The sequence below is a fragment of the Pseudonocardia yuanmonensis genome (assembly GCF_039542425.1).
GTDB classification, from domain to species: Bacteria; Actinomycetota; Actinomycetes; order Mycobacteriales; family Pseudonocardiaceae; genus Pseudonocardia; species Pseudonocardia yuanmonensis.
On sequence record NZ_BAABIC010000021.1, the window covers coordinates 13,505 to 39,465 of the forward strand.

A 25,961-nucleotide genomic window follows, 5' to 3' on the forward strand; every position below is an offset into this window, starting at 1 on the left:
TAGATATGAGCGAGAGCGCCGTTCGCTCCTTCGGGCGGGGGCGGGTCGCCGGGTCGGCGGGAAGAAATCGGGCGGGCGTATCGTCGGAACCCAACGACCCCCGACGGGCATCCGACCCGGGTAGGGGTCTGTCCGCATGCCTTCGTGAGGAGTCCCGTGGCCGCACCCCTGTCCGGTCTGCTCACCGCCGCCCTCTCCGATCCCGGTCTGCGCGCGGCGCTCGACGCCGCCCGCGTGGTCGACGCCCGCACGGCCGACACCCCCGCCGTGCGCGCGGAGGGGCCGGCCGCGCTGCGCCCGTTCCTGGCCGCCGGGCTGGCCGAGGAGGGCACGGTCCTGGCCGTGACCGCCACGGACCGCGAGGCCGAGGAGCTGGCCGCGGCCGCGACGGAGCTGATCGACCCGGCATCGGTGGCGGTGCTGCCGAGCTGGGAGACCCTGCCGCACGAGCGGCTCTCGCCGCGGCCGGACACCGTCGGCCGCCGGCTCACCCTGTTCCGTGCGCTGGGCTCCGGAGCCCCGCCGCGGCTCGTCGCCACCGCCGCGCGCAGCCTGATCCAGCCGGTCGCGCCCGGGCTGGGCACGCTCGACCCGATCACGCTGCGCGTCGGCACCGAGTACGAGTTCGAGCAGCTGCTGGAGCGGCTGGTCGAGCTGGCCTACACCCGCGTCGAGATGGTCACCGCGCGCGGCGAGTTCGCCGTCCGCGGCGGCATCCTCGACCTCTTCGTACCGACCGCCGACCACCCCGTCCGCATCGAGTTCTGGGGCGACGAGGTCTCGGAGCTGCGCGCCTTCTCGGTCGCCGACCAGCGCTCGATGGAGGAGCCGCAGGTCACCGAGGTCGTCGCGCCGGCCTGCCGCGAGCTGCTGCTCACCGCGCCGGTCCGCGAGAAGGCGGCCGCGCTGGCCCGCGAGCACGAGAACAACCCGCAGCTGCGCGAGCTCCTGGAGCACCTCGCCCAGGGCATCCCGGCCGAGGGCATGGAGTCGCTCATCCCCGCGCTGGTCGGAGGCGGAGCTCGGGGAGCCGACCCTCAGCAGGGCGGGGAGCTGCAGCTGCTCACCGACCTGCTGCCCGCCGGCTCGCGCGTGCTGCTCGCGGACCCCGAGCGGATCCGCACCCGCAGCCGCGACCTCGTCCGGACCGGCCAGGAGTTCCTCGAGGCCAGCTGGCTCGCCGCGGGCACCGGCGGCACCGCGCCGATCGACGTCGGCGCCTCGGCCTACCGGGACCTCACCGAGGTCCTCGAGCACGCCACGGCCACCGGCCGGCCCGTCGTCAGCCTGTCCCCGCTGCTGTCCGGGGCCGACGACGCCGTGGTCCCGGGCATGCACGAGATCGAGTCCTACCGGGGCGACACCGACCGCGCGCTCGTCGACCTGCGCGCGCACACCGCCGCCGGTGGCGCCGCGGTGCTCGTCGTGGCCGGACAGGGCACGGCGCAGCGCTCGCTGGAGCAGCTCGGCGAGGCCGAGGTCCCCGCGACGCTGCTCGAGGACCTGACGGACGCGCCGGAGAAGGGGCTGGTCACGGTCACCTGCGGGCGGATCTCGGACGGCTTCACGGCCCTCGAGATCGGCCTGGTGCTGCTGTCCGAGGCGGACCTGACCGGCACCCGGGCAGGCCTGGACACGACCACGCGGAAGATGCCCGCCCGTCGTCGCAACGCCGTGGACCTGGCCGCGCTGCAGCCCGGCGACCACGTGGTGCACAACCAGCACGGCATCGGGCGGTTCGTCGAGATGCGCGAACGCACCGTGCAGGGCGCCACCCGCGAGTACCTGGTGCTGGAGTACGCCTCCAGCAAGCGCGGCCAGCCCGCGGACCGGCTGTTCGTGCCGACGGACGCGCTCGACGAGATCAGCCGCTACGTCGGCGGCGAGCAGCCCTCGCTGAACAAGCTCGGCGGCGCGGACTGGGCCAAGACCAAGGGCCGCGCGCGCAAGGCCGTCCGGGACATCGCCGCCGGCCTCGTGCAGCTCTACGCCGCGCGGCAGTCGTCGCCGGGGCACGCGTTCGGGGCGGACACGCCGTGGCAGCGCGAGCTCGAGGACGCCTTCCCGTACACCGAGACGCCGGACCAGCTCGCGGCGATCGACGAGGTCAAGCGGGACATGGAGCGCCCGGTGCCGATGGACCGGGTGATCTCCGGGGACGTCGGGTTCGGCAAGACCGAGATCGCCGTCCGCGCGGCCTTCAAGGCGGTGCAGGACGGCAAGCAGGTCGCCGTGCTGGTGCCGACCACGCTTCTGGCGACCCAGCACCTGCAGACCTTCTCCGACCGCATGCGCGCCTTCCCGGTCACGGTGAAGGGCCTGTCCCGGTTCACCGACGCGGGTGAGGCCAAGGAGACGATCGAGGGGCTGGCCGCGGGGACCGTCGACGTCGTGGTCGGGACGCACCGGCTGCTGCAGACCGGGGTCCGCTGGAAGGACCTGGGGCTCGTGATCGTCGACGAGGAGCAGCGCTTCGGTGTGGAGCACAAGGAGCACATCACCGCCCTGCGCACCCACGTCGACGTGCTCACCCTGTCCGCGACGCCGATCCCGCGGACGCTGGAGATGAGCCTCGCCGGCATCCGCGAGATGTCCACGATCACCACTCCGCCGGAGGACCGGCACCCCACGCTGACCTACGTCGGCGCCTACGACGACAAGCAGGTCGCCGCCGCGATCCGGCGCGAGCTGCTGCGCGACGGCCAGGTCTTCTACGTGCACAACCGGGTCACCTCGATCGACCGGGCGGCCAAGCGGATCCAGGAGCTCGTGCCCGAGGCGCGGATCGGCGTCGCGCACGGGCAGATGAACGAGGACGTGCTGGAGCGGACCGTCAACGCGTTCTGGCACCGGGAGTTCGACGTCCTGGTCTGCACGACGATCGTCGAGAACGGCCTGGACATCTCCAACGCCAACACGCTGGTCGTCGAGCGGTCGGACACGCTGGGCCTCTCCCAGCTGCACCAGCTGCGCGGACGCGTCGGGCGCGGCCGCGAGCGCGGGTACGCGTACTTCCTGTTCCCGCCGGAGCACCCGCTGACCGAGACCGCGCACGACCGGCTGGCCACGATCGCGCAGCACTCCGAGCTGGGCTCGGGCGCGGCCGTCGCGATGAAGGACCTGGAGATCCGCGGCGCGGGCAACATCCTGGGCGCGGAGCAGTCCGGGCACATCGCCGGCGTCGGCTTCGACCTGTACATCCGCCTGGTCGGCGAGGCCGTCGCCGCCTTCCGCCAGCAGGCGGGCGGCGGGCCCGGCGGGGAGGAGCCGGAGCCGCTGGCCGAGGTGCGGGTGGACCTGCCGGTCGACGCGCACGTCCCGCACGACTACGTCGACGGCGAGCGGCTGCGCCTCGAGGCCTACCGCAAGATCGCCGAGGCGGCGGACGAGGCGGCCCTCGAGGCCATCGTCGAGGAGCTGCGGGACCGGTACGGCGAGCCGCCGACCCCGGTGCTCAACCTGCTCGCGGTCGCGCGGTTCCGGCAGCTGTGCCGCGCGCTGGGCATCGCCGAGGTCGCGGTGGCGGGCACGCAGATCCGGATCGGCCCTGTCGAGCTGCCCGAGTCGCGGCAGATGCGGTTCAAGCGGCTGCACCCCAAGGGCCAGTACAAGCCGGCGGCGCGGCTCGTCGCGGTGCCGAAGCCGGCCGCGGGCAACAGGATCGGCGGGGCGCCGCTGCGGGACACCGAGCTGCTCGACTGGCTGACGGCGCTGGTGACGGAACTGGCGGCCCCGGCCACGGTGAACGCCTGAGGGGACGCTGGACAGTCGTTCAGTCCCTGAGCAGCAGGTTGTAACGGGGTGGTCGCGCCGCGCGACCAGCCAGCCGACATGCCGACAGCGTCCCTCCTCGACCGGTTCGCCCTGCGCTTCGCCGCGGGCGCCCGGGCGCTCGTGGGGATGCTGATGGCCGTGGCCGCGCCGTTCACCGACCCGCCGGCCGGGCCGGTGGTCACCGGGGCGGTCGCCGCCGCGCTGTTCGGGTGGAGCCTCGCCTACCTGTACCTGATGCGCACCCGGCCGCGGACCGGCGTGTGGGTCGCCGACGTCGGCCTGATGTGCGCGCTGTGCCTGGCCCAGCCGCTGCTCGTGGACCCGGTGCTGCTCCTGCACATGCTGGGGTGGGTCTCGCCGGTCGCCTCCGTGGCGGTCGTCGCCCTGCAGTGGCACGTGCGGCCGCTGCCCGGCGCCGTCGCCGCGGCGGCGGTGTGCGTGGCGTTCGTCGTCGGGGCCGCGCTCGCGCCGGAGGTCACGGTGGCCCAGGGGCTGGCCGTCGGCGGCATCTGGACCGCCGTCGAGGCCGCGCTGTCCCGGCTGGTGTGGCGGCTCGTTCACCGCGGCGGCGACCTCGCCGACGAGCGGATGGCACGCCGGTTCGCCGCCGACCGGGAGGCCGAGCTGGCCCGGGCGCGGCGGGCGGAGCAGCGCGCACACTGGGCGACGGTGCACGACACCGCCGCGAGCACGCTGCTCATGGTCGGCCTGGGCGGCGTCGACGGCCGGGAGCCGTGGCTGCGCGAGCAGGTGGCCCGGGACGTCGCGGCGCTGACCGGCGCCCCCGCCCCCGGCGGCTGCCTGCAGGACGTGGTCCGCCGGGTCGTCGGGGCCGCGCGGATCCCCGCGGACCTCGAGGCCGACGGCGACCTGTGGCTGCCGGCGGAGGCCGCCGGCGCGCTCGGCGGGGCGCTGGCCGAGGGACTGGAGAACGTCGCGCGGCACGCCGGGACCGGACGTGCGCAGGTCGCCGCGGTCGTCGACGCGGGCAGGGCGAAAGTGACCGTCCGGGACGACGGGTGCGGGTTCGACCCGGAGCGGGTGCCCGCGGGTCGCTTCGGGCTGGCCCTGTCGGTGACGGAGCGGATGGCCGGGGCCCGTGGCCGGGCCGTCGTGACGTCCGCGCCGGGCAAGGGCACCGAGGTGCGGCTGGAGTGGCCCCGGTGAGCGGCGAGCTCGACGGCGAGCTGTCCGCCCGGCTGCTCCGCGGCCTGCGCATCGCCCAGACCGTGATCACGCTGGTGATCCTCTTCGGGCTCACCCTGCCGAACCTGCTCGCCGCCGTCGCCGCGTACCACCCGGCCTGGGCGGCGCCCGTCGGCTGGGCCCTGCTCGTGGCCGTCGCGGCTGTCGACGCCCTGCTGGTGGCCCGGCACTGCTTCTGGGGCCGCGCCCGAGCGCCGGTGGCGCTTGGCGTGCTCGCGCTCGCGGTCACCATGCCACTGGCCCTCGATCCCGCGGAGCTCGGCGGTCCGGCGCAGGGGACGCTCGGCGTCGTCGGATGGATCTGGGTGCTGCTGTTCGCCGGGGCCCCGCTGCGCGGCCTCGTCGCGCTGATCCTCGGGCACCTGCTGATCGTGCTCGGTCTGCTGGTCGCGACGGGTCGGACCGACCGCGTCACGCTCGTCGCGTTCGGCATCACGGCAGTGGCCGTCACCTCCTTCCAGCTGGCCGTCGCCCTCGCCGGGTCCGCGCTGCGGGCGGTCGCCCGGCAGGCCGTCGAGGCCGCGGAGTCGGAGGCACGGGCCCGCACGGCCGAGGAGGTCGCCCGCACGGTCCACGCGGACCGGGAGGCCCGGTACGCGGAGCTGCGGGCGGTGGCGCTGCCGCTGCTGCAGGGGATCGGCGAGGGCACGCTCGACCCGTCGGACGCCCAGGTCCAGCAGGCGGCGGCGCGGGCCGCCGCACGGCTGCGCCGGATGTTCGCCGAGGAGGGCGACGCCGACGACGCCCTGGCCGCCGAGCTGGCCGCGCTGATCGACATCGCGGAACGGCGCGGCGTGGTGGTGCGGTACTCCGAGCGCGGCCCGCGGCCCGTCCCGCCCCCCGACGCGGCCGGGGCGCTGCTCGCCTCGGCCGAGGCGGCCCTGCACGCCGCCCGGGCGGCGGCGCGGGTCACCCTCGCCGGCGTCGGCGGGGCGGTGGTGGTCGGGGTGGTGACGGACGGCGCTGCGCGGGTACCGCTGCCGGACGTCGCGGACGTGGGTACGAGCACCGTCGAGGCCGGGGGTGCGACATGGGTGGAGGCGAGATGGGCCCCTCGATCGTGATCGTCGACGATCATCCGGCGATCGTCGACGGCGTGCGGGCCTGGTGTGCCCGCGCCCGTCCGGAGATCCGGGTGCTGGCCGCGGGGCCGCGGGTGGAGGTGGCGCTCGAGGAACCCGACGCCGAGGCCGTCGTGTTCGACCTGCAGCTCGCCCCCGGCACGCCCGCGTTCGGGGACCTGACCCGGCTCGTCGACGCCGGCCGGCGCGTCGTCGTCTACTCGCAGCACGCCGACAGCGACACCGCCCTGCGCTGCCTGGAGCTCGGCGCGGCGACCTACCTGACCAAGGCCGAGGGGCCGGAGCACCTGATCCCGGCGCTGTACGCCGTGGTCCAGGACCGGCCGTACACGCCGCCGGTGCTGGGCGGGGCGATGGCCGCGGACCGCCGGCCGGACCGGCCGGTGCTGTCCGAGCGCGAGCGCGAGGTCCTGCTGGCCTGGTTCGAGAGCGACTCGAAGCAGCTGGTGGCCCAGCGCTTCCACCTGTCGGTCAAGACCGTGGACACCTACATCGGCCGGGTCCGGATCAAGTACGCCGACGCCGGCCGCCCGGCCACCACCAAGGCCGCGCTGGTCGCCCGCGCCCTGCAGGACGGGCTGATCGACCTCGCCGGGCTGTAGGAGACCCGCTGGGTGCCGGGGCGCCTCAGCGGTCTCCCGGGCCCGTCACCCCCGGGCGGAGCACGCAGAACTCCCCGCCCCAGGGATCGGCCAGGACGACCCAGGAGGCCTCCGGGCCCTGCCCGATGTCGGCCCGGACGGCACCGCGCCGCTCCAGCTCGGCGACCGCGGCCGCCTGGTCCCCGACGGGGTCGACGTCGAGATGCAGCCGGTCCTTGCCGGCCTTCGGCGCCGCCGCCGGCAGGAACTCCAGCCACGGCAGGCCGGGCGGCGGGCGCAGACCGGCCACGCCGCCGTCGTCGCGACCGACGGGCAGGCCCGCCGCCGTGGACCAGAACGCCGCGGCCGCCGAGGGCTCCGGCACGTCGACCACGACCGCGGCCACCGCGCCCGTCTCCGCGTACTCCGGGCGGGGCTCGAGCACGCAGAACTCGTTGCCCTCGGGATCGGCCAGCACCACCCAGGGCACGGCGTGCTGGCCGACGTCCGCGGGCCGGGCGCCCAGCCGCACCGCCCGTTCGACGAGCTCCAGCTGGTGCCCGGGCGACGAGCTCGCGAGGTCGAGGTGGATCCGGTTCTTCCCGTTCCGCGGCTCCGTCACCGGCACGAAGACCAGGTCGAAGGTCCAGGGCGCGTGCGGGGAGCGGACGTCCACCTCGTCCGCCGCCTCGTGCGCGACCGGCCAGCCCAGCAGCTCGGCCCAGAACCGCGCCAGGCGCCGCGGGTCCGCGCTGTCGACCACGACGTTGGCCAGCCGGTGCGTCATCGCCGCAGCGTACGGGGCGGATCGACGGATCGCAGGGATCTCGCGGGGCCCGGCACCTGCGGGGCGGTGGACCGCAGGCACCGGGCAGCCACGACGGTAGGCGAGGGGCGGGCGGGCAGGGGTCCGGCGATCGCCCGACACCCGTCCAGGTGCTGCTCACACCGCGCGCTAACGGGGGCGGGATGCCGGTCGAGTGCGCACCGACCAGCCGATGTCGGTGCCCCCGTGCCGACATCGAGCTCGTGCCGAGCCGATCGCCGCGCCGACCCCGCCCACCGGAGGACCCCGTGACCGTCACCCCGCCGCCCCACACGCCGCACCCGGGGCAGCCGTACCCGCCGCAGAACTCGCCGCAGTACCCGCAGCAGGCCGGAGGGCCGTACGGGCCGCAGTACGGGTCCCCGTACGGCGCCCGGTACGCCCCGCAGTACCCCGCGCCCTACGCCCCGCAGTACCCGGCGCCCTACCTGCCGCAGCCCGCCCTGCCCCGGCCGGACTACGCGTCGTGGGGCAGCAGGGTGGGGTCCGCGCTCGTCGACGGGCTGATCCCGGGCGTCGTCGCCTCGCTCGGGCTGGTCGGTCTCGCGTTCTCGAGCGACGCCGGCGTCGTCCTCGGGATCGCCGTCGTCTTCTACCTGGCCGCGTTCGTCCTCGCGCTGTGGAACAGCTGCTACCGGCAGGGCCGGACCGGGCAGAGCCTCGGCAAGCAGCTCATGGGCACCCGGCTCGTCCGCGCCCGCGACGGCGGCACGCTCGGTTTCTGGGCGACGCTGGCCCGCCAGCTCGCGCACGTCCTCGACTCGGCGCCGCTGTACCTCGGCTACCTCTGGCCGCTGTGGGACGAGCGGCGTCAGACGTTCGCGGACAAGGTTTGCGACACGGTGGTGGTCCGGGTGGGCTGAACCCGGGGAGGGTGATCTGCCGCACGTCCCGGCGTGAGAAGGTGACGGCCGTGCGGAGCATCGGGAGCCCGGGCCGGATCGGCCGAGTGATCGTCGCCGCGTGCGCGGTCGCCGCCGTCGCCGCCGGCTGCGGCAGCGGCCCCAGCCAGGTCGGGTCGGCGGTGATCGTCGACGACCGGTCGGTGGGCCTCGCCGAGGTCCAGAGCCGGATCGACACGGCGCTGGCGCACAAGGCGGAGCTCACGGCGCAGAGCACCGGCGAGATCGCCGACGCGGACGTCGCGCGGTACGTCGTGAGCGCGCAGGTCAGCCACGAGCTGCTCACCGCGGCGGCGGCGCGCGAGGGCATCGCGGTCGGCGAGGACCGGGTCGACGCCCTGCTCGCCGATCCGTCGGCCCTGCAGCTGGACCGCACCCTGTTCGAGGGTGCCGCCCTGCGCGAGCGGGCCCGGGACCGGCTGCTCGCGATCGCCCTGGCCGAGAAGTACGTCGACGGGCTCGCCGTGACCGCCGATCTCGTCGCCGCGACGTCACAGGCCGAGGCCGAGGAGAAGGCCCGCGCCCTCGCCGCCGGCGGCGAGCGGGCCCGCGAGGTGCTGGCCGACCCGCGTAACGCGCAGAGCGGGCAGACCTACCGCGCCGCGACCGACCCCGACAGCGCGACCACCGTGCTGTTCGGCACCCCCGCCGGGCAGACCGTCGCCTTCCAGCCGTCGCCGGGTCAGGGTGTCTGGCTGGTGCTGCACGTGACGGACCGCGTGACGAACGCGCCGGCCGAGGGCCCGCCGGCGGCGACCTCGATCGACCAGGACACGCTGGCGTCGATCGGGGAACGGCTGACCCAGCCCGACGCCGGCGAGGTCCAGGTCAACCCGCGGTTCGGCGTGTGGGACCCGGTGCGGATGCGGGTGGTCGCCGAGGGGCAGCAGGCCGGCAGCATCATCGGGCCGGCCGGGGGCTGAGCCCGGCCGGTCGGCACCGGGGGAGACTGGGGGCGTGGCTCCCACGGTGATCGTCCTGTCCCGGCGGCTCGGCGCCGTCCTGCCGGCCGCCGCGCTGCCCGCGTTGCGCGCCGCGTCCGCCGTGTACGCGGACCCCTCGGTGCCCGAGGAGCTCGTGCGGGCGGCAGGGGCGGAGCCCGCCGGCGACGAGCTGCCGGACGACGCCGTGCTGCTGACCTGCGAGCCGCGGGAGGGCGCCGTGCCGGTGCCCGAGCCCGACGGTGCCGCGCTGCTCGACGCCGTCGCCGTCATGGACCGGCTGCGCTCGCCGGGGGGCTGCCCGTGGGACGCCGAGCAGACCCACGGGTCGCTGCTGCAGTACCTCGTCGAGGAGTGCTACGAGCTGTACCAGGCGATCGAGGACGGCGACCGCGCCGACATGCGCGAGGAGCTTGGCGACGTCCTGCTCCAGGTGCTGTTCCACGCCCGGGTGGCGCAGGAGGCGGCCGAGGGCGCCTTCGACATCGACGCGGTCGCCGAGGGATTGGTGGCCAAGCTCGTCGGGCGGCACCCGCACGTGTTCGCCGGGTCCGAGCGCATCGAGACGGCGACCGCGCAGGAGGGGCGGTGGGAGGAGCTCAAGCGCGCCGAGAAGCAGCGCAGCTCGTCCGTCGACGGGGTGCCGCTGGGCCAGCCGGCGGTCGCCCTCGCCGCCAAGCTGGTCTCGCGCACCGCTAGGGCCGGACTCCCCGCGGACCTGCTGCCCGCCGGCGACGGCGTGGGTGAGGAGCTGTTCCGGCAGGTCGCGCAGGCGAAGCTGACCGGCGCCGACCCCGAGGCCGAACTGCGCACCGCCGCCCGCGCCTTCGCCGACCGGGTCCGCGCGGCGGAGTCGGCCGCCGCCGCGGAGGGGGAGGACCCGCACTCCCTCGACCCGGAGTCCTGGCGCCGAGCCTGGCCCGCCTGACCCGCCTCGGGCGGCCGCACCAGGCACCGTGAGCCGCGCTGAACTCACGCGAGTCGGGCTGTGAGCTTCCGCGAGTCGCGTTGTGAGCTTCCGCGAGTCGGGCTGTGAGCTTCCGCAAGTCGCGTCGTGAGCTTCCGTGAGTGGGTGTTCCCGTAGCGCGAGTCGGCAGTTTCGGGTGTCCGAGTCGCGTTCCCCAGCGCCCGGCCTCAGACCGCTCTCAGTTCCCGTCCGTAGCGTCGGAGTCGTGCGGCCCTTCGCGATCCTTCTCGGTGTTCTCGGCGTCGTGGGGCTGCTCGTGCTCGGCGTTGCGACCCTCGGGCAGTCCGGCCGGGAATCGGACGGGCCGGGCGTCGTCGCACGCGGAACTCCCGTGACGCCCGCACCGGCCGTGCCCTCCGACGCGGACCCGGCGGCGTGGGCCGCCGAACGCGCGCGGGCCACGGGTATCCCGGCCCGCGTGCTGCAGGCCTACGCCGCGGCGGAGCAGATCCAGCGCGTGCGGACTCCCGGCTGCGGCCTGACCTGGAACACGCTCGCGGGCATCGGGCGGATCGAGTCGAACCACGGACGGATCAACGGCTCGAGGATGGTCGACGGCATCGCCACGCCACCCATCGTCGGGATCCGGCTCGACGGGTCGAACGGCACCCGCGCCGTGCCGGACACGGACGGCGGCCGGCTGGACGGCGACGCCGTGCACGACCGGGCCGTCGGGCCGATGCAGTTCCTGCCCGGGACCTGGGCCCGCTTCGGCGAGGGCGACCCGCAGGACGTCGACGCCGCCGCGCGCGCCGCCGCCGCCTACCTGTGCTCCGCGAACCGGGACACGACCGACGGCGACGGCTGGTGGGACGGCGTGCTCGCCTACAACCGGTCCGTCGGCTACGCGCGGGACGTCTGGGCCGCGGCGGACCGGTATGCCACGGCGGGCTGAGGCCCCACGCCGAACATGTGCAACTCGGGCACCCGAGACGGCCGACTCGCGGGAGTTCACAGCGCGACTCGCGGGAGCCCACAACGCCCACAACGCGACTGGCGGAAGCTCACAGCGCGACTCGCGAGAGCTCACAGCGCGACTCGCGGAAGCTCGGAGCGCGACTCGCGGGAGCCCAGGGCGCGACTCGCGGAGCACTGGGGCCGGTCAGGCGAAGAGGCCTTGGCCCCAGTACTGCCCGTCCTTCACGCCGGGTGGGATCGCGAAGAGCGCGGAGCCGTTGTGCTCCAGGTACTCCATCATCCTGTCCTTGTTCGCGAGCGCCCGCTGGACCGGCACGAACTGCGTGTGCGGGTCGCGGACGAACGCGAGGAAGAATAGCCCGGCGTCGAGGTGACCGGAGCCGTCCGAGCCGTCGACGAAGTTGTAGCCGCGGCGCAGCATCTTCGCGCCGTTCTGCGTCTCCGCAGCGGCCAGCCGGATGTGCGCGTCGACCGGGATGGCGGGCTCGCCGTCGGCGCCCTTCGCCGAGAGGTCGGCGAGGTCGAACTCCTTCTGCCCGCTCAGCGGGTTGCCCTCGCCCTTGCTGCGCCCGACGATCTGTTCCTGCTCGTCGAGCGAGGTGCGGTCCCAGGTCTCGATGTGCATCCGGATCCGGCGGGCGACGAGGTACGACCCGCCGACCATCCAGTCCGGCCCGTCGCCCTGCTGGACCCACACGTGGGTGTCGAGCTCGGCGGGTTCCTCGGCCTTGAGGTTGTTGGTGCCGTCCTTGAAGCCGAACAGGTTGCGCGGGGTGTCCTGCGCCGTCGAGGTCGACGACGTGCGGCCGAACCCGAGCTGCGACCACCTGACCGACGCCGTGCCGAAGCCCATCCGCACGAGGTTTCGGATCGCGTGCACGGCGACCTGCGGGTCGTCGGCGCAGGCCTGCAGGCAGACGTCGCCGCCGGACCGCGCCGGGTCGAGGTCGTCGCCGGTGAAGGAGGGCAGCGGGGCCAGCGCGGCGGGCATCCGGTCCTGCAGGCCCAGCTTCTCGAAGAAGGACGCGCCGAACCCGATCGTCAGGGTCAGCGACGCGGCGGGCAGCCCGAGCGCCTCGCCGGTGTCCGTCGGCGGGGCGTACTTGTTGAGCCCGACGGCGCCGTTCTCGGTGACCTCCTGCCCGGCCGTCATCCGCTCGGCCGCGGTGGTCCACTTCTGCAGCACGCGCTGGACCTCGGCCCGGTCGGTGGTGGTCAGGTCGAGCGCGACGAAGTGCAGCCGGTCCTGCGCCGGCGTGACGATCCCGGCCTGGTGCACGTCCCGGAACGGGACGACGCCCGGGCGCTCCGGCCCGCCGCCGGAGGCCCCGGCGGCGTAGCCGATCGCGGCCCCGGCGCCGGCCAGGGCCACACCGGCCCCCGCGTAGCCGAAGAGCCTGCGTCGGGACAGCCCGCCCCCGCCGTCCCCGCCGGCGGGCGGGACGGTCGGCGGCGGCTCGACGGGCGGGCTGCTCGGGTCCGTGGACGGGGGCCGGCTCGCACTCACGACGTGACGACCCCCGCGACCTGCGAGATCGGCTCGGCCAGGGCGTCGACCGCGTCGCTCATCTTCTTGGTGTCCTCGGGCGTGAGCTGCGTATAGAGCACGAACCCGCCGTCCGGCGTGCGGTAGCCCTCGAGCAGCTGCTCGACGGCGGCGAAGCGCTGGTCCAGCGTCGGGCCCAGGTTCGGGTCCTTCTCGTCGATCACCGGGCGCAGCGCGGCGACGGAGGCCTGGCTGCCCTCGACGTTGGCCTTGAAGTCCCAGAGGTCCGTGTGCGAGTAGCGGTCCTCCTCACCGGTGATCTTGCCGGTGGCGACCTCGTCGAGCAGCTCCTTGGCGCCGTTGGCGAGCTGGACCGGCGTGAACTCGACGGTCTTCACGCGGTTCTGCAGGTCGAGGATGTCCGCGTCGAGCTGGTCGGCGATCTGCGCGGAGTCGGGCTGCAGGCCGTCGACCCACAGGTCCTTCTCCAGGCGGTGGTAGCCGGTGAACCCGACGCCCGGCTCGCGCTCGTCGTCCTCGCGGCCGTCCATCTTCGGGTCGAGGTCGCCGAAGGACTCGGCGACCGGCTCGATCCGCTCCCAGTAGGTCCGCGCGACCGGGAACAGGGCCTTGGCCTGGTCCACGTTCCCGGCCTTGACGGCGGCGGTGAACTCCTTGTTCTTGGCGACCAGCGCCTCGATCTGCGAGGTGACGTAGCGGGTGTAGCCGGCCGTGGCCTCGGCGAGCTTGGCGTCGGTGTCCGTGGAGCGCTGGGCCGTGCCGGTCACGGTGAAGGGGGCGCGGATGCCGTCGCCGACCATGCCGGGCTTGCAGGCCGTGGTGTAGCTGCCGCCATCGGGCACCTCGACGATCAGGTTCCGGGACAGGCCCGGGCCGATGTTCTCGACCTCGCCCATGATCCGGTCGCCCGTGTCGTAGAGGTAGAACTCGGTCACCTTCGTGCCCGTGTTCTTCACGGTGAAGGAGATGTTGCCGGCGGGGGCCTCGCGGGCGGAGACGTCGCAGGCGGTGTCGCTCGCGGTCACCGAGATCGGCCCGCCGCCTCCCTGGGCGGCCGGGGGTCGGGCCGTGCTGGTGCAGCCGGCGAGCAGCAGGGCGGTGCCGGCCGCGACCACGGCGACGGCAGAGGTCCTGCGGGACATGGGCGTTCTCCTCGGTGATGTCACGCGGTGGCTGCGGTGGTGGACCGCGTGCGCTGGGGCAACAGGAACAGCGTCAGGACGACGGCGACGTAGAGGCACCAGACGACCGCCTCGAGCACGGTGGTCTGCGGGGAGAAGTTGAGGACGCCCTTGAGCAGGGTGCCGTACCACGAGTCCGGCGGGATCGCGGCGCTCACGTCGAAGGCCAGGGTGGTGAGGCCGGGCAGGATCCCGGCCTCCTGCAGGTCGTGCACGCCGTAGGCGAGGATCCCGGCGGCGACGAAGATCAGGAAGAACCCGGTGACGGTGAAGAACTTCGCCAGGTTGATCCGCATGGCGCCGCGGTAGATGGCGTAGGCGATCAGGACGGCGAGCGCGATGCCGATCAGGAAGCCGATCAGCGGCCGGACGGTCTCGCCGGCGGCCTGCGCCGCGGCGAAGAAGAACACGGCCGTCTCGAGGCCCTCGCGGCCCACGGCCAGGGTGGCCATGACGACGACGGCGATCGGACCCATCCTGATGGCCGCCTCGAGCCTGCCCTCGAGGTCGGCCTTCATCGCCCGCGCGTTCGAGCGCATCCAGAAGATCATCCAGGTGACGAAGCCGACGGCGACGATGGAGAGCGCCCCGCCGAGCGCCTCGGAGGCCTCGAAGGTGAGTGCCTGCTCGGCGAGCGTGAGCCCGAGCGTGACGCCGACGCTGACCAGGACCGCGAACGCGACGCCCGCCCAGACCTTCGGCAGCTCGCGCCGGCGGTCGGTGCGGATCAGGAAGGCCACGAGGATGCTGACGACCAGTGAGGCCTCGAGTCCCTCGCGGAGCCCGATCAGGGCGTTGCCCAGCACCGTCCTGCTCTCCTCTGCTTCGGCGTGCCTCCCGTGAGGTGAGGCTCAGTGGACCGAGGTGAGGCTAGCTTCCCGAACGGGGGACGGGTAGGGCTTCGAGAGCCCTCTGACCAGGACTTATGTCCGATTTGCGATCGTTGTCCGGCCGCGAGGCGCAACCGTGATGGACGGAGCGCGCAGCCGGTGACGGGCCCCGGGCTTACTCGGTGATGCGGGCGATCCGCGCGCGCACCTCGCCCAGCGCCTCCTGGTACTCCGGGCGCGGGTCCATCACCGTGGCCATCTGCAGCTGCCCCTTCGCCTCGCCGAGGCGGCCCTGCCGCTGCAGCGCCTTGCCGAGCGCGAAGCGCGCGTAGTGGTCCGCCGGGTCGAGCTCGAGGACCCGGCAGAAGGCCTCCTCGGCCTTGGCGAGCTGGGCGGAGTCGAGGTAGGCGCGGCCCGCGAGCAGGTGGACCGAGGCGTCGTTGGGCTGGCTCTCGAGGGCGGGGAGCAGGGCCTGCAGCGCGTCGAGCGGGCGCCGGTCGGCCAGGAGCAGTTCCGCCCGGCGGAACCCCTCGAAGACGCGGTTGCGGGCGCGCGGACCGGGTCCCGGTGCAGGCTGACTCGTCATGGTCATTCCTACGGTAGGCCGCGCGCGGGCGATCCGCGAGGTCTTGACACGCGGCGACGGGCGCGCACCGGGGCGTGACGTGCGGGGCTCGGCGGCGGTTCGGCGCCCTGATCACGGGCCCGGTGGTTACCCTGACCCGCGAGTTCCGGCGAGCCGGGAAGAACAGGAGCTATTGGGTGGCTGTCATCGAGCAGGTCGGCGCGCGCGAGATCCTCGACTCGCGGGGCAACCCGACGGTCGAGGTCGAGGTCGCGCTGGACGACGGGACGCTGGAGCGTGCCGCGGTCCCCTCCGGGGCGTCGACGGGCGAGCACGAGGCCGTCGAGCTCCGCGACGGGGACCCGAAGCGGTACGGCGGCAAGGGCGTCGAGAAGGCCGTCACCGCGGTGCTGGACGAGATCGGCCCGGAGCTGACCGGCATGGACGCGGTGGACCAGCGCCTGGTCGACCAGCGCCTCGTCGACCTGGACGGCACCCCGGACAAGTCGCGCCTGGGCGCCAACGCGCTGCTCGGCGTGTCGCTGGCGGTGGCCAAGGCGGCGGCCGAGTCCGCCGGGCTGGAGCTGTACCGCTACGTCGGCGGGCCGAACGCGCACGTGCTCCCGGTGCCGATGATGAACATCCTCAACGGCGGCGCGCACGCGGACACCTCGGTCGACGTGCAGGAGTTCATGGTCGCGCCGATCGGCGCGGAGTCCTTCCGCGAGTCCCTGCGCTGGGGTGCCGAGGTCTACCACGCGCTCAAGTCGGTGCTGAAGCAGAAGGGCCTGTCCACCGGGCTCGGCGACGAGGGCGGCTTCGCGCCGGACGTCGCGGGCGGCACGAAGGGCGCGCTGGAGCTCATCTCCACCGCGATCGGCAAGGCCGGTTTCACCCTCGGCACGGACGTCGTGCTGGCGCTCGACGTCGCCGCCACCGAGTTCTTCTCCGACGGCGTGTACCGCTACGAGGGCAAGGAGCTGTCCTCGGCGGACCTGGCCGAGGTGTGGGCCGAGCTCGTCGGGACCTTCCCGCTGGTCTCGATCGAGGACCCGCTGGCCGAGGACGACTGGGACGGCTGGGTCTCGCTGACCGAGTCGCTCGGCGACAAGGTCCAGCTCGTGGGCGACGACCTGTTCGTCACCAACCCGGAGCGGCTCGAGGACGGCATCGACCGCGGCGCCGCCAACGCGCTGCTGGTCAAGGTCAACCAGATCGGCACGCTGTCCGAGACGCTCGACGCGGTCACGCTGGCGCACAACAACGGCTACCGCTGCATGATGAGCCACCGCTCCGGCGAGACCGAGGACGTGACCATCGCCGACCTCGCCGTCGCCACCGGCTGCGGCCAGATCAAGACGGGCGCGCCCGCCCGGTCCGAGCGGGTCGCCAAGTACAACCAGCTGCTCCGCATCGAGGAGGGCCTGGGCGACGCCGCGCGCTACGCCGGCGAGCTGGCCTTCCCGCGGTACACCCCGAGCGCCTGACCGCGTGGCGGGTGAGACGCGGGCCCGCGAACGGGCCGCCACCCGGGCGGACCGGGGCGGTGCCGGGCAGGCCCGTCCCGCGCCCGGCGGGCGGCGCGTGCGCGAGCCCCGGCTCACCCGCACCCGCAGCCGGGCGGGGACGGTCGTCGCCCGCACGAGCGGGCTGCTCGGGCTGTCCTCGACCCGGCGGGCGGCGATCCTCGCGATCGTCGTCTGCGTGCTGGCGCTGACCGTGGCCGTGCCGCTGCGCAACTACGTCGCGCAGCGGCAGGACCTGGCCGCGGTGCAGGAGCAGCAGCGGGCGCTGGCGGCCGAGGTCGCGCAGCTCGAGGAGCAGAAGGCGCGGCTGTCGAACCCGGACGAGGTCGCGGCCGAGGCGCGCTCGCGGCTGGGGTACGTCCGGCCCGGTGAGGTGCCCTACGTGGTGCAGCTGCCGGACACGCCGTCGGCGGCCGAGGCCGAGGCCGCGCGCAAGGGCACGCCCTGGTACCGGACCCTGTGGAGCGACGTGACCGAAGGAGCACCCCGATGAGCGACACGATCTCCGAGCAGGACCGGGAGACCGTCGCCGCCCAGCTGGGCAGGCCCCCGCGCGGGATGCGGGCGGTCGCCGCCCGCTGCCCGTCGGGCCACCCCAACGTCGTGCAGACCTCGCCGCGGCTGCCGGACGGCACCCCGTTCCCGACGCTCTACTACCTCACGTGCCCGCGGTTGGCCTCGCGCATCGGCACCCTCGAGGCCTCCGGGCTGATGAAGGAGATGACCGCACGGCTGGAGGAGGACCCGGAGCTGGCGGAGCGCTACCGTCGGGCGCACGAGTCCTACCTGGCCGAACGGGACGCGATCGAGCCGCTCGGCACGGAGGTCAGCGCCGGCGGGATGCCCGGCCGCGTGAAGTGCCTGCACGTCCACGTCGCGCACGCGCTGGCCAAGGGGCCGGGCGTGAACCCGTTCGGCGACGAGGCGCTCGAGCTGCTCGGCGACTGGTGGACCGGCACCGACTGCGCCTGACGTCGGCGACGGGACCGGCGTGAGCGTCAGACGGCTGGACCGGCGGACCCTGAACCGCGCGACCCTGCACCGGCAGTGGCTGGCCGTGCGGCGGGACGCGCCGGTGGCCGCGGCCCTGACCCATCTCGTCGGGCTGCAGGCCCAGGAGCCGCACGAGCCGTACACCGGGCTGTGGTCGCGGCTCGCCGGGTTCGCTCCGGCGGAGCTGGTCACGCAGCTCGAGGAGCGCCGGGCGGTCCGCGCGCTGATGATGCGCCGGACCCTGCACCTGCTCACCGCCGCCGACTGCGCCGGGATGCGGCCGCTGTTCCAGACGATGCTCGTGCAGAAGGTCCGGGGGACCCTGGGCCGGCGGCTCGTCGGTGTCGACCTCGACGAGCTGGCGGCGGCCGGGCGCCCCCTGTTCCACGAGGGGCCGCGCACGCCCGTGGACGTGGCCCGGGAGCTCGCGGGGCGCTGGCCCGGGGCGCCCGTGCGCGACCTGGGAGATGCGCTCAGCACCGTCGTCCCGCTCGTGCAGGTGCCGCCGCGCGGGCTGTGGGGCCGGACCGGGCCGGGCGCCACGACCACGCTCGAGGCCTGGCTGGGCGCCGCGTCCGCGCCGGAGCTCGACGTCGCCGAGGTGGTCCGCCGCTACCTGCGCGCCTACGGGCCTGCCGCCCGGGCCGACGTCCGGGTGTGGTCCGGCCTCACCGGCCTGCCCGCCGTCGTCGAACGGCTCCGGCCCGAGCTGGTCACCTACCGGGACGAGCGCGGCCGGGAGCTGCTGGACCTGGCCGGGGAGGAGATGCCGGACCCGGACCTGCCCGTGCCGCCGCGCTTCCTGCCCGCCTTCGACAACGCCGTCCTCGGCTACGACGACCGCTCACGGATCATCGACGACGAGCACCGCTTGCTGAGCGTGGCGGGCGCGCGGTACGTGCTGATCGACGGCCGGGTGGCGGCCACCTGGACGTCGTCCGCGGGTGACGGCGAGGTGACCGTCGCCGTCGCCCCGCTGCGGCCCTTCTCCCGCGCCGAGCGGGACGAGGTCGCAGCCGAGGGCGAGCGCCTCGCCGCCTTCCTCGGCGACGGCACGCCCGGCCGGGTCTCGTTCTCCTGAGCGCCGAGGGCACCGCTCACACGGTGGGGGTGACGCGCTCCAGCAGCGGCTTCGCGGGGACGCCCTCGGGCAGGGTGCCGGCGGTGCGCCAGGGGCCGTCGGGCTGCAGGCGGCCGGCGAGGAAGGCGTCGGACACCTCGGCCGGGGCGGTGCGCAGCAGCAGCGAGCCCTGCAGACACAGCGCGAGCAGCTCGGCCAGCCGCCGGGCCCGCCGCGGCTGCGGGTCCCGGAACTCCGCCCGCAGCTGCGTGACGGCCCGGTCGAGCCGCGCGTCCGCGCCCCGGGCGAGCGCGATCTCGTCCAGCACGGCGTCGACCGAACCCGGCTCCCGCGCGATCGCCCGGAGCACGTCGAGCGCGGTGACGTTGCCCGAGCCCTCCCAGATCGAGTTCAGCGGGCTCTCCCGGTAGAGCCGCGGCATCGGCGACTCCTCGACGTACCCGTTCCCGCCGAGGCACTCCAGCGCCTCCGCGACGACCGCCGGGGTGCGCTTGCAGACCAGGTACTTCGCGGCCGGCAGGGCCAGCCGCAGGAACGCCGTCTCGCCCCGCTCGACGGCACCGGCCAGCCGGATCGCGAGCGTGGTCGCGGCCTCGGACTCGACGGCCAGCTCGCCGACCACGGCCTGCATCAGCGGCTGGTCCGCGAGCAGCGCGCCGAAGGCCGAGCGGTGCGCCACGTGGTGCGCGGCCTCGGACAGGGCCGCCCGGACGGTGCCGGCGGCGCCGAGCACGCAGTCCAGCCGGGTCATCGAGACCATCTCGATGATGGTCGCGACCCCCCGGCCCTCCTCGCCCACCCGCCAGCCGACGGCGTTCTGGTACTCCAGCTCGGCCGAGGCGTTGGAGCGGTTGCCGAGCTTGTCCTTGAGCCGCTGGATGCGCAGCCCGTTGCGGGTGCCGTCGGGCAGTACGCGGGGGAGGACGAAGCAGGTCAGGCCGTCCGGCGCCTGCGCGAGCGTGAGGAACAGGTCGTTCATCGGCGCCGACGTGAACCACTTGTGCCCGACGAGCGAGTAGGTGCCGTGCACGTCGGGGGTCGCGCGGGTGGTGCCGGTGCGGACGTCCGAGCCGCCCTGCTTCTCGGTCATCGACATGCCGGCGAGCAGCCCGCGCTTGGTGTGCGGGGTCTCCAGGCCGGGCGAGTACACCCGCGCGGTGAGCCGCTCCTCGAACCGCAGCTCGCCGTGCCGCAGCGCCGGCACCGCGGCGTAGGTCATCGAGATCGGGCAGCAGTGCCCCTGCTCCAGGGCGCTGACCAGGTAGAACCCGGCGGCGCGGGCGAGGTGCGAGCCGTCGGCCCAGGGGGTCGCGTGCAGGCCGTTCTCCACCGAGAGCCGCATGAGGGCGTGCCAGGACGGGTGGAACTCCACCTCGTCGACCCGGTGGCCGTACCGGTCGTGGGTGCGCAGCACCGGCTCGTACTCGTTGGCCAGCCGCGCGTGCTCCCGGTACTCCGCCGATCCGACGGCCAGGGCGAGGGCCTTCAGGTCCGGGGCCGCCCCCTCGCGGCGCAGCGCGTCGCCCAGGGCGGGATCGCACTCGAGCGGGTCGAACCCCTCGAGCGGCGGGACCTGGTTCACGACGGTGTGAGTGCCCAGCTCGGTGCCCGGTGCCACGGTCATTACCGGAGGGTAACCCGGCGGCCGCGCCATCGGGGCCGTCGCGGCGCCCGGACCGCCCCGGCTGCCGATACGGTGACGGGGACCGACCCCGACCCCACAGGAGCGCGCATGTCCCGGGTGGCCGCCATCGACTGCGGGACCAACTCGATCCGCCTGCTGATCGCCGACGTCCACGAGACCTTCGACGGCTCCAAGGACCTGCGCGACCTGCACCGGGAGATGCGGATCGTGCGGCTCGGCAAGGGCGTCGACGCGACCCGCCGACTCGACCCGGAGGCCCTCGAGCGCACCCGCGCCGCGCTCGGCGACTACGCGGCCGCGATCCGCCGCAAGGGCGCCGAGCGCGTCCGCATGGTCGCCACCTCCGCCACCCGGGACGCCACGAACCGTGAGGACTTCTTCGGCATGGTCCGCGAGGTGCTCGGCGTCGACGCCGAGGTGATCAGCGGGGACGAGGAGGCCCGGCTGTCCTTCCAGGGCGCGGTCGGCGACCTCGACCCGGACGACGGCCCGTTCGTGGTCGCGGACGTGGGCGGCGGCTCCACCGAGCTCGTGGTCGGCACGCTCGCCGACGGCGTCGTCGCGGCCCGGTCCGTGAACGTCGGCAGCGTCCGGCTCACCGAGCGCTGCCTGCCCGGCGACCCGCCCGCCGAGGCGGACGTGGCCAACGCCCGCAAGGTCGCCCGGGAGATCCTCGACGAGGCCTTCGAGGCCGTGTCGGTCGAGGGGGTCAGGACCTGGGTGGGTGTCGCCGGCACCATCACCACGCTCTCCGGGATCGCCCAGGAGCTCCCGGAGTACGACCCGGAAGCCGTCCACCTGTCCACCCTGACCCGGGACGACGTGCACCGGGTCGCCCAGATGCTCGTCACCTCGCCGAAGGAGGAGCGCGCCAAGCTCGGCGCGCTGCACCCCGGCCGGATCGACGTCATCGGTGCGGGCGCCCTCGTCGTCGAGGCGCTGGCGGACGAGCTGCACGCGCGTGCCGGGATCGAGAAGCTCGTCGTCTCCGAGCACGACATCCTCGACGGGATCGCGCGATCGATCGCCTGAGCGAGCCGGCGGGCGGGCCGCCGGGGCCGGGCTGGCCCCGGCTCGCGGCGCCGGCCGCGCCGACCACGGCCGATCTCGACGCCCGGGTGATGGAGTGCCGGGCCTGCCCGCGGCTGGTCGAGTGGCGGGAGAAGGTGGCGCGGGAGAAGCGCGCGGCCTTCCGGGACTGGGAGTACTGGGGCCGGCCCGTGCCGGGGCTCGGCCCCGCCGACGCGCGGCTGCTGATCGTCGGGCTGGCCCCGGCGGCCCACGGCGGGAACCGGACCGGGCGGATCTTCACCGGGGACCGCTCCGGCGACGTCCTCTACGCGGCGATGCACGCCGTCGGCCTGACCAACCAGCCGACGGCCGTGCACCGGGACGACGGGCTGCGGCTGATCGGCACCCGGATCACGGCGCCGGTGAAGTGCGCCCCGCCGGAGAACAAGCCGACGCCGGCCGAGCGCGACGAGTGCCGGCCCTGGCTCGACGCCGAGATCGAGCTGCTCCGCCCGAGCCTGCGCGCCGTCGTCGTCCTCGGCGGGTTCGGCTGGCAGGCGCTGCTGCCGGTGCTCGCGGACCACGGCTGGACGATCCCGCGGCCGCGCCCGCGGTTCGGTCACGGCGCGCACGTCGAGCTGGCGTCGGTCCGGCCCGCGGGCTCGCTGCACCTGTTCGGCAGCTACCACGTGAGCCAGCAGAACACCTTCACCGGCAAGCTCACCCCGGCGATGCTGGAGGAGGTCCTCGCCGCCGCGGCGCGCGCCGCCGGCCTGTAGGTGAACTCACACCGGTTCGGACCCAGATCACGGCTCGCCCGTCGTATCAGGCTTACGTCTCCGGGGTACGAATATAGGTATGGCGCACGCTCAACGAATCGTCGTGGTCGGTGGCGGCTACGTCGGCATGTACACCGCTCTGCGGCTGCAGAAGAAGCTGCGCCGCGGCGAGGCCGACATCACGGTCATCGACCCCCAGTCCCACATGACCTACCAGCCGTTCCTCCCCGAGGCGTCGGCCGGCTCGATCGAGCCGCGGCACGTCGTGGTCCCGCTGCACAAGGTGCTGCGCGGCTGCCGCGTGCTGACCGGCCGCGTCACCGCGATCTCCGACGCGCGGAAGCAGGTCACGGTGCAGACCGCGGCCGGGCACACCACACAGCTGGAGTACGACGTCCTCGTCGTCGCCCCCGGCTCGGTCGCCCGGACCCTGCCGGTCCCCGGCCTGCCCGAGCAGGGCATCGCCTTCAAGACCGTCGGCGAGGCCATCTACCTGCGCAACCACGTGCTCTCGCGGCTCGACGCGGCGTCCACCACCGCCGACCCGGAGCTGCGCAGCCGGCTCCTGACCTTCGTCGTGGTCGGCGGCGGGTACGCGGGCGTCGAGGCGCTCGCCGAGCTCGCCGACATGGCCCGCTACGCGACCCGCTACTACGAGGGCATCGAGCCCGGCGACCTGCGCTGGGTCCTCGTCGAGGCGATGGACCGGATCATGCCCGAGGTCGGCCCGAAGATGGGTGCGTACACCGTGCGCCGCCTGCTCGACGCCGGCATCGAGGTGCTGCTCGAGACCCGCGTCGAGTCGATGGTCGACGGGCACGTCGTGCTGTCGGACGGCCAGGAGTTCGACGCCGACACCATCGTCTGGACCGCCGGCGTCAAGCCGAACCCGATGCTGGAGCAGACCGACCTGCCGCGCGGCCCCCGCGGGCACGTCGAGTGCGCGGCCGACCTCACGGTGAACGGCCTCAAGGGCGTGTTCAGCGCGGGCGACTGCGCGTCCATCCCCGACCTGACGAAGGACGACCCCGAGGCGCGTACCAGCCCGTCGGCGCAGCACGCCGTCCGGCAGGCGAAGGTCCTGGCGGACAACATCGTCGCGTACCTGCGCGGGTACGAGACGACGCAGTACAAGCACAGCTACGCCGGCTCGGTCGCGAGCCTCGGCCTGTACAAGGGCGTCGCCCAGGTCTACGGGATCAAGCTCAAGGGCTTCCCGGCGTGGTTCATGCACCGCACCTACCACGTGAGCCGCATGCCCACGTGGAACCGCCGCTTCCGGATCGTCATGGACTGGACCACCGCGCTGCTCATGGGCCGCGAGGTCGTGGCGCTGGGCCAGATCCACGAGCCGAAGGCGGAGTTCAGCCGGATCGCCGGCGGCACGGTGACCCCGCTGCCGCCGACGGTCGCGCAGGAGGCCGACGCCAAGGCCAGCTGACGCGGCTCCGGCCCGACAGGCGCTCGACGGCGCCCGCCCTTCACCGGGGGCGGGCGCCGTCGGCGTTCTCGCCGCGATCCGTCGTTAGGCTGCGGGCGGGCCCCCGTAGCCCAACGGCAGAGGCAGGCCCCTTAAAAGGGTCACAGTGTGGGTTCGAGTCCCACCGGGGGCACGGCTGAGGTCGCGCAGCCCCGCGGGCCCGCGCCGCGCAAAGATCACCACCCTGCCTGTGCGCGACCGCTGCGCACGGACCTACTTCCGCACACGGAAGCGGAGCATCGTCACGGGACCCGACTGCCTGTTGTCGAACGGTTCGAGGTCGATCCTGCCGAGCCCCGAGGTCGAGAAACGCACGCCGTCCCCGAGGAGCACGGGCAGGACGTACACCAGAACCTCGTCGACGAGACCGTGCCGCAGGCACTGACTGGCCAGGTCGGCTCCGAGGATCTCCAGGTTCTTCCCACCCGCTGCGGCCCGCGCCGTGGCGACGGCCTTCCCGAGATCGCAGGTGAGAAAGGTGACCCCTCGCTCCGGCTCGTCCGGCGGCCGGTGCGTCAGGACGAACACCGGCCCCCCGTCGTAGTCGATGTCCTCGACGGGCATCCGCTTGCTGACCTCGTGGGTGCCCCGACCGACCAGCATCGCGCCGGTGGCCGGCATGACCTCGGGGAACGCGTCGTTGTCCAGATACTCGAAGATCCAGTCCATCGCGTCGTCGGGGCCGGCGATGAAGCCGTCCAGCGACATCGCCCTGTTCACGACGACCTTGCCCAGGCCATCCGTATCGCTCATGCCCGTGATGACCCGGAGCAGGCCACGAACTCATCGGCGTCGGCGGATGGAATCCGTCCCACGGCGACGAGGGGCACGCTCCTCGATCCGCTGCGGCCCCAGCAACCGGCCTGGTCGAGAGCGATCGTGGTGCCCGTCCGGGCCGGCTGACGATGAGTTGGGGTGAGCCGGACGGTCTACTTCCCCATGGGCACTCTCAGCTACTCGATGAGCATCTCCCTCGACGGCTACATCGAGGACCCGACCGGCACCATCGCCTTCTCCGAGCCGGACGAGGAGGTGCACCGCTTCGCCAACCAGCAGACCCGTGAGACGGCGGCGTTCCTGTTCGGCCGCGGCCTCTACGAGGTCATGGAGGAGTTCTGGACGGCGCCGGAGCGGGCCGACGGGCACGAGGTGGAGGCGGAGTTCGCCCGCGAGTACGCCGCGACGCCGCGGATCGTGTTCTCCGACTCGCTGGAGTCGGTCGCGCCGGGCTGCCGGCTGGTGCGCCGCGCCGACGCGGTCGAGGAGGTGGTCCGGCTCAAGAAGGAGACCGACGGCGACCTGGCCGTCGGCGGCGCCGGTCTGGCTGCATCACTGCTGGACCTGATCGACGAGTTCCGCCCGAGGGTGGTGCCGGCCTTCCTCGGCGGCGGCAAGCCGTACTTCCCGCTCGGCGCCGACCTGCGGCTGCGGCTGGTCGAGCAGCGCGCCTTCCGCGGCGGCACCGTGTACCTGCGCTACGAGAGGATCGGCTGATCGACGGTGTCGGGGATGCCGCTCGTCGAGGACGGGTCCCGGCCCTCCTCGACGGCGGTGCCGGCTCCGCGGACCTGCGGGACCACGTGGCTCGCCGACGAACTCGACGACCGATGACTTCGGCCCGCCGTCGCGGTCCTGTGGACGCGAGGCGGATCCCGGTGGACGGGACCGAGCAGGTCGGTCGGGGGGACGAGACGGTGCGCGGAGAGGCGGATCCGCCCCGCGCCGGAACCGATGGGGGCCGAGCATGGTGGTGATCGAGGACGTTCGCCCACTGGGCGCCGAGCTGGAGCGCTCGTACCAGGTGTACGTACGCGGCAGGCTGAAGTTCCGCGTCAGACAGATCGTCTACGTGGCGTTCTCCCTCGACGAGCGCGTGATGGGCTTCGCGTTCCCCAAGGAGGAGCGGGCGGCGCTCGTCGGGGGCGAGCCGCACAAGTTCCACCTGCCGTCGGCGTCGGACATGCGCTTCAACTGGGTCCACGCCGACCTCGCGGCACTGGACCCGATCGAGGCCCGGGAGCTCGTCGTCGACGCCTGGCGCATGGTCGTACCCGCGAAGGTCTCCCGTGCCTACGACCTCGCCCATCCCACCGGCCCGGGCTGAAGCCCGGCCCCTGACACCTCCCGCACCGGCGACGACCTCGAGATCAGCAACATGCTCCGGTT

General features: G+C 74.2%; 24 protein-coding genes and 1 tRNA gene. 18 read left to right on the top strand and 7 right to left on the bottom strand.

Annotation, left to right across the window (positions count from 1 at the left end; genetic code table 11):
• Positions 1-156: 156 nt before the first annotated feature.
• The 4 genes from mfd (at position 157) to ABD990_RS25730 (ending at position 6,664) form a co-directional block, all read left to right on the top strand.
• Entirely contained in the window at positions 157-3,753 is a 3,597-nt protein-coding gene (gene mfd, locus ABD990_RS25715; RefSeq protein ID WP_345383320.1) for a transcription-repair coupling factor, read from the top strand.
• 78 nt (positions 3,754-3,831) lie between these two features.
• Complete coding sequence (locus ABD990_RS25720; protein WP_345383321.1) at positions 3,832-4,941, top strand: sensor histidine kinase; 1,110 nt, start codon at positions 3,832-3,834, stop codon at positions 4,939-4,941.
• Positions 4,929-6,044: a hypothetical protein gene (locus ABD990_RS25725; protein WP_345383322.1), complete on the top strand. Its 1,116-nt coding sequence runs from the start codon at positions 4,929-4,931 to the stop codon at positions 6,042-6,044. The genes ABD990_RS25720 and ABD990_RS25725 overlap by 13 nt, the downstream gene beginning before the upstream one ends.
• A complete protein-coding gene (locus ABD990_RS25730) occupies positions 6,026-6,664 on the top strand; it encodes a response regulator (RefSeq protein WP_345383323.1) in 639 nt (212 codons plus the stop codon). Before ABD990_RS25725 ends, ABD990_RS25730 begins: the two co-directional genes overlap by 19 nt.
• Positions 6,665-6,689: 25 nt before the next feature.
• On the opposite strand, the gene ABD990_RS25735 is transcribed toward ABD990_RS25730, so the two are convergent.
• Positions 6,690-7,430 (bottom strand): VOC family protein, encoded by a 741-nt coding sequence (locus tag ABD990_RS25735; protein WP_345383324.1) that lies wholly within the window; start codon positions 7,428-7,430, stop codon positions 6,690-6,692.
• 287 nt (positions 7,431-7,717) lie between these two features.
• On the opposite strand from ABD990_RS25735, the gene ABD990_RS25740 reads away from it, so the two are divergent.
• The 4 genes from ABD990_RS25740 (at position 7,718) to ABD990_RS25755 (ending at position 11,174) form a co-directional block, all read left to right on the top strand.
• The gene (locus ABD990_RS25740; RefSeq protein ID WP_345383325.1) at positions 7,718-8,332 is read left to right on the top strand and encodes an RDD family protein; all 615 of its coding nucleotides are present in this window, start codon (positions 7,718-7,720) and stop codon (positions 8,330-8,332) included.
• Between the two features lie 50 nt (positions 8,333-8,382).
• Positions 8,383-9,294: a SurA N-terminal domain-containing protein gene (locus tag ABD990_RS25745; RefSeq protein WP_345383326.1), complete on the top strand. Its 912-nt coding sequence runs from the start codon at positions 8,383-8,385 to the stop codon at positions 9,292-9,294.
• A gap of 34 nt (positions 9,295-9,328) precedes the next feature.
• Positions 9,329-10,240, top strand: coding sequence for a nucleoside triphosphate pyrophosphohydrolase (locus ABD990_RS25750; RefSeq protein WP_345383327.1), 912 nt, complete (start codon positions 9,329-9,331; stop codon positions 10,238-10,240).
• A gap of 244 nt (positions 10,241-10,484) precedes the next feature.
• Complete coding sequence (locus ABD990_RS25755) at positions 10,485-11,174, top strand: lysozyme family protein (RefSeq protein ID WP_345383328.1); 690 nt, start codon at positions 10,485-10,487, stop codon at positions 11,172-11,174.
• A gap of 207 nt (positions 11,175-11,381) precedes the next feature.
• Here the strand turns inward: ABD990_RS25755 and efeB are convergent, their stop codons facing one another.
• The 4 genes from efeB to ABD990_RS25775 form a co-directional block, all read right to left on the bottom strand.
• Positions 11,382-12,608: an iron uptake transporter deferrochelatase/peroxidase subunit gene (efeB, locus tag ABD990_RS25760; protein ID WP_345383431.1), complete on the bottom strand. Its 1,227-nt coding sequence runs from the start codon at positions 12,606-12,608 to the stop codon at positions 11,382-11,384.
• Positions 12,609-12,700: 92 nt separating this feature from the next.
• Entirely contained in the window at positions 12,701-13,846 is a 1,146-nt protein-coding gene (gene efeO, locus ABD990_RS25765) for an iron uptake system protein EfeO (protein WP_345383329.1), read from the bottom strand.
• 20 nt (positions 13,847-13,866) lie between these two features.
• Positions 13,867-14,691: an iron uptake transporter permease EfeU gene (gene efeU, locus ABD990_RS25770; protein WP_345383330.1), complete on the bottom strand. Its 825-nt coding sequence runs from the start codon at positions 14,689-14,691 to the stop codon at positions 13,867-13,869.
• A 199-nt stretch (positions 14,692-14,890) separates the two neighbouring features.
• Positions 14,891-15,301, bottom strand: coding sequence for a tetratricopeptide repeat protein (locus ABD990_RS25775; protein WP_345383331.1), 411 nt, complete (start codon positions 15,299-15,301; stop codon positions 14,891-14,893).
• A 176-nt stretch (positions 15,302-15,477) separates the two neighbouring features.
• Between ABD990_RS25775 and eno the strand changes: the two genes are divergently transcribed.
• Genes eno through ABD990_RS25795 form a run of 4 tightly spaced genes read left to right on the top strand, consistent with a single transcriptional unit; the run spans position 15,478 to position 18,880 of the window.
• Positions 15,478-16,767 carry a phosphopyruvate hydratase gene (eno, locus tag ABD990_RS25780; protein ID WP_345383332.1) on the top strand — a complete coding sequence of 430 codons (1,290 nt, stop codon included), beginning with the start codon at positions 15,478-15,480 and terminating at the stop codon, positions 16,765-16,767.
• Positions 16,768-16,771: 4 nt separating this feature from the next.
• Positions 16,772-17,299, top strand: a complete 528-nt coding sequence (locus ABD990_RS25785) for an FtsB family cell division protein (RefSeq protein ID WP_345383333.1) — start codon at positions 16,772-16,774, stop codon at positions 17,297-17,299.
• Positions 17,296-17,778: a DUF501 domain-containing protein gene (locus tag ABD990_RS25790; protein ID WP_345383334.1), complete on the top strand. Its 483-nt coding sequence runs from the start codon at positions 17,296-17,298 to the stop codon at positions 17,776-17,778. Before ABD990_RS25785 ends, ABD990_RS25790 begins: the two co-directional genes overlap by 4 nt.
• A 19-nt stretch (positions 17,779-17,797) precedes the next feature.
• Positions 17,798-18,880 carry a winged helix DNA-binding domain-containing protein gene (locus ABD990_RS25795; protein ID WP_345383335.1) on the top strand — a complete coding sequence of 361 codons (1,083 nt, stop codon included), beginning with the start codon at positions 17,798-17,800 and terminating at the stop codon, positions 18,878-18,880.
• A 16-nt stretch (positions 18,881-18,896) separates the two neighbouring features.
• Here the strand turns inward: ABD990_RS25795 and ABD990_RS25800 are convergent, their stop codons facing one another.
• Positions 18,897-20,504: an acyl-CoA dehydrogenase family protein gene (locus tag ABD990_RS25800; protein ID WP_345383336.1), complete on the bottom strand. Its 1,608-nt coding sequence runs from the start codon at positions 20,502-20,504 to the stop codon at positions 18,897-18,899.
• A 108-nt stretch (positions 20,505-20,612) separates the two neighbouring features.
• On the opposite strand from ABD990_RS25800, the gene ABD990_RS25805 reads away from it, so the two are divergent.
• The 4 genes from ABD990_RS25805 to ABD990_RS25820 all read left to right on the top strand — a co-directional run bounded on the left by ABD990_RS25805 (position 20,613) and on the right by ABD990_RS25820 (position 23,928).
• Positions 20,613-21,557, top strand: coding sequence for a Ppx/GppA phosphatase family protein (locus tag ABD990_RS25805; protein WP_345383337.1), 945 nt, complete (start codon positions 20,613-20,615; stop codon positions 21,555-21,557).
• Between the two features lie 89 nt (positions 21,558-21,646).
• Positions 21,647-22,315, top strand: a complete 669-nt coding sequence (locus tag ABD990_RS25810) for a uracil-DNA glycosylase (RefSeq protein ID WP_345383338.1) — start codon at positions 21,647-21,649, stop codon at positions 22,313-22,315.
• Between the two features lie 79 nt (positions 22,316-22,394).
• Positions 22,395-23,756, top strand: coding sequence for an NAD(P)/FAD-dependent oxidoreductase (locus ABD990_RS25815; protein WP_345383339.1), 1,362 nt, complete (start codon positions 22,395-22,397; stop codon positions 23,754-23,756).
• A gap of 99 nt (positions 23,757-23,855) precedes the next feature.
• Positions 23,856-23,928: transfer RNA gene (locus ABD990_RS25820), tRNA-Leu, on the top strand.
• Between the two features lie 80 nt (positions 23,929-24,008).
• Here the strand turns inward: ABD990_RS25820 and ABD990_RS25825 are convergent.
• On the bottom strand, positions 24,009-24,548 hold the full coding sequence (locus ABD990_RS25825) for a dihydrofolate reductase family protein (protein ID WP_345383340.1): 540 nt from the start codon (positions 24,546-24,548) through the stop codon (positions 24,009-24,011).
• A gap of 162 nt (positions 24,549-24,710) precedes the next feature.
• On the opposite strand from ABD990_RS25825, the gene ABD990_RS25830 reads away from it, so the two are divergent.
• Both ABD990_RS25830 and ABD990_RS25835 read left to right on the top strand, forming a co-directional pair.
• Entirely contained in the window at positions 24,711-25,289 is a 579-nt protein-coding gene (locus ABD990_RS25830) for a dihydrofolate reductase family protein (protein ID WP_345383341.1), read from the top strand.
• Positions 25,290-25,539: 250 nt separating this feature from the next.
• Positions 25,540-25,899 (top strand): MmcQ/YjbR family DNA-binding protein, encoded by a 360-nt coding sequence (locus ABD990_RS25835; RefSeq protein ID WP_345383342.1) that lies wholly within the window; start codon positions 25,540-25,542, stop codon positions 25,897-25,899.
• The last annotated feature ends 62 nt before the right edge of the window (positions 25,900-25,961 follow it).

Excerpts from the sequence above, each read along its gene's own strand:
- ABD990_RS25720 (WP_345383321.1), top strand. The coding sequence starts at position 3,832 with ATGCCGACAGCGTCCCTCCTCGACCGGTTCGCCCTGCGCTTCGCCGCG.
- ABD990_RS25730 (WP_345383323.1), top strand. The coding sequence starts at position 6,026 with ATGGGCCCCTCGATCGTGATCGTCGACGATCATCCGGCGATCGTCGAC.
- ABD990_RS25735 (WP_345383324.1), bottom strand. The coding sequence starts at position 7,430 with ATGACGCACCGGCTGGCCAACGTCGTGGTCGACAGCGCGGACCCGCGG.
- efeO (WP_345383329.1), bottom strand. The coding sequence starts at position 13,846 with ATGTCCCGCAGGACCTCTGCCGTCGCCGTGGTCGCGGCCGGCACCGCC.
- ABD990_RS25775 (WP_345383331.1), bottom strand. The coding sequence starts at position 15,301 with ATGACGAGTCAGCCTGCACCGGGACCCGGTCCGCGCGCCCGCAACCGC.
- ABD990_RS25790 (WP_345383334.1), top strand. The coding sequence starts at position 17,296 with ATGAGCGACACGATCTCCGAGCAGGACCGGGAGACCGTCGCCGCCCAG.
- ABD990_RS25800 (WP_345383336.1), bottom strand. The coding sequence starts at position 20,504 with ATGACCGTGGCACCGGGCACCGAGCTGGGCACTCACACCGTCGTGAAC.
- ABD990_RS25805 (WP_345383337.1), top strand. The coding sequence starts at position 20,613 with ATGTCCCGGGTGGCCGCCATCGACTGCGGGACCAACTCGATCCGCCTG.
- ABD990_RS25810 (WP_345383338.1), top strand. The coding sequence starts at position 21,647 with ATGGAGTGCCGGGCCTGCCCGCGGCTGGTCGAGTGGCGGGAGAAGGTG.
- ABD990_RS25815 (WP_345383339.1), top strand. The coding sequence starts at position 22,395 with ATGGCGCACGCTCAACGAATCGTCGTGGTCGGTGGCGGCTACGTCGGC.
- ABD990_RS25825 (WP_345383340.1), bottom strand. The coding sequence starts at position 24,548 with ATGAGCGATACGGATGGCCTGGGCAAGGTCGTCGTGAACAGGGCGATG.
- ABD990_RS25835 (WP_345383342.1), top strand. The coding sequence starts at position 25,540 with ATGGTGGTGATCGAGGACGTTCGCCCACTGGGCGCCGAGCTGGAGCGC.